Origin of the sequence: Vibrio sp. 1641 (genome assembly GCF_033339995.1) — a bacterium.
GTDB classification, from domain to species: Bacteria; Pseudomonadota; Gammaproteobacteria; order Enterobacterales; family Vibrionaceae; genus Vibrio; species Vibrio alginolyticus.
This window is the reverse complement of record NZ_JAWOVP010000063.1, coordinates 1-987: the sequence shown is the minus strand read 5'-3', so window position 1 is coordinate 987 and position 987 is coordinate 1. Positions and strand designations below refer to the sequence as shown.

2 protein-coding genes are annotated in these 987 nt (G+C 46.6%); one reads left to right on the top strand and one right to left on the bottom strand.

The window, feature by feature from the left end; translation table 11 throughout:
* A partial coding sequence (gene purN / locus R7Z47_RS24170; RefSeq protein ID WP_318130677.1) for a phosphoribosylglycinamide formyltransferase occupies positions 1–304 on the top strand: 304 nt, incomplete at its 5' end.
* A 79-nt stretch (positions 305–383) separates the two neighbouring features.
* Here purN and R7Z47_RS24165 read toward each other — a convergent pair.
* The coding region (locus tag R7Z47_RS24165; RefSeq protein ID WP_318130676.1) for a class II glutamine amidotransferase at positions 384–987 on the bottom strand (604 nt) is incomplete at its 5' end.

The following is a 987-nucleotide window of genomic DNA, read 5'->3' as shown; positions in this document are numbered from 1 at the left end:
ATACCCAGGTTTACACACCCACCAGCGCGCGATTGACGCCAAAGACAAAGAGCACGGTACAAGTGTTCACTTTGTCACAGAAGAGTTAGACGGTGGTCCCGTAGTTCTTCAAGCAAAAGTGCCAGTATTTGAAGATGATGATGCAGCAGCACTCGCTGCGCGTGTACAAACTCAAGAGCACACCATTTACCCTATCGTGACTAAGTGGCTCGTTGAAGAACGTTTAATCATGCAAGATGGCAGAGCTTGGTTAGATGGCAAAGAACTCGGCCCTCATGGCTACGCAGCCGCTGAAGAAGAATAAGTGCTTTTTAACGCATCAAAAAAGGCAGTCGAGTGACTGCCTTTTTGTTATTTGGAAAACTTGATGTCTAGAAACGTCGTTATTCCAACGGTTCGGTCGGAGCTTGATTACCTGGTTTGGGCGCTTCAAATGGCACATCTTTCAAATCAGATGCATTGTTTTGGATCAGTTCACCAAGGTGAAACAAACCATATTCACCGGGCTTCATTCGATGCCAAGTCTCATTGCCGGTTAAAGGCTGAGTCGCAATGACAGAAACAACATCGTTTGGTGTTGTTTCTTCTTGGAAGTTGATCTCCACATCTTCATCTAGCAAAGCGGCCTTGCCAAACGGAGCGCGACGCGTAATCCAATACAAGTGATTAGTACAATACGTCATGACAAACTCGCCGTCGCTGAGCAACATATTGAACACGCCTTTTTCTTTGAGCTGATCGCAGCACTTAGCGATGTAGAGAAAAACAGATTCCATGTCCTGAGGAGGCTCTGGATATCGATCTTCCATCTGCTTTAGCAGCCAACAAAACGCAAGCTCACTGTCTGTTTGACCAACAGGACGATGGCGCCCAGTGTACAGATCTTGGTAATCAGACAGCTGACCATTGTGAGCAAAGGTCCAATACTTGCCCCACAACTCACGTGTGAATGGGTGCGTATTTTCTAAATTCACTCCGCCACGGTTT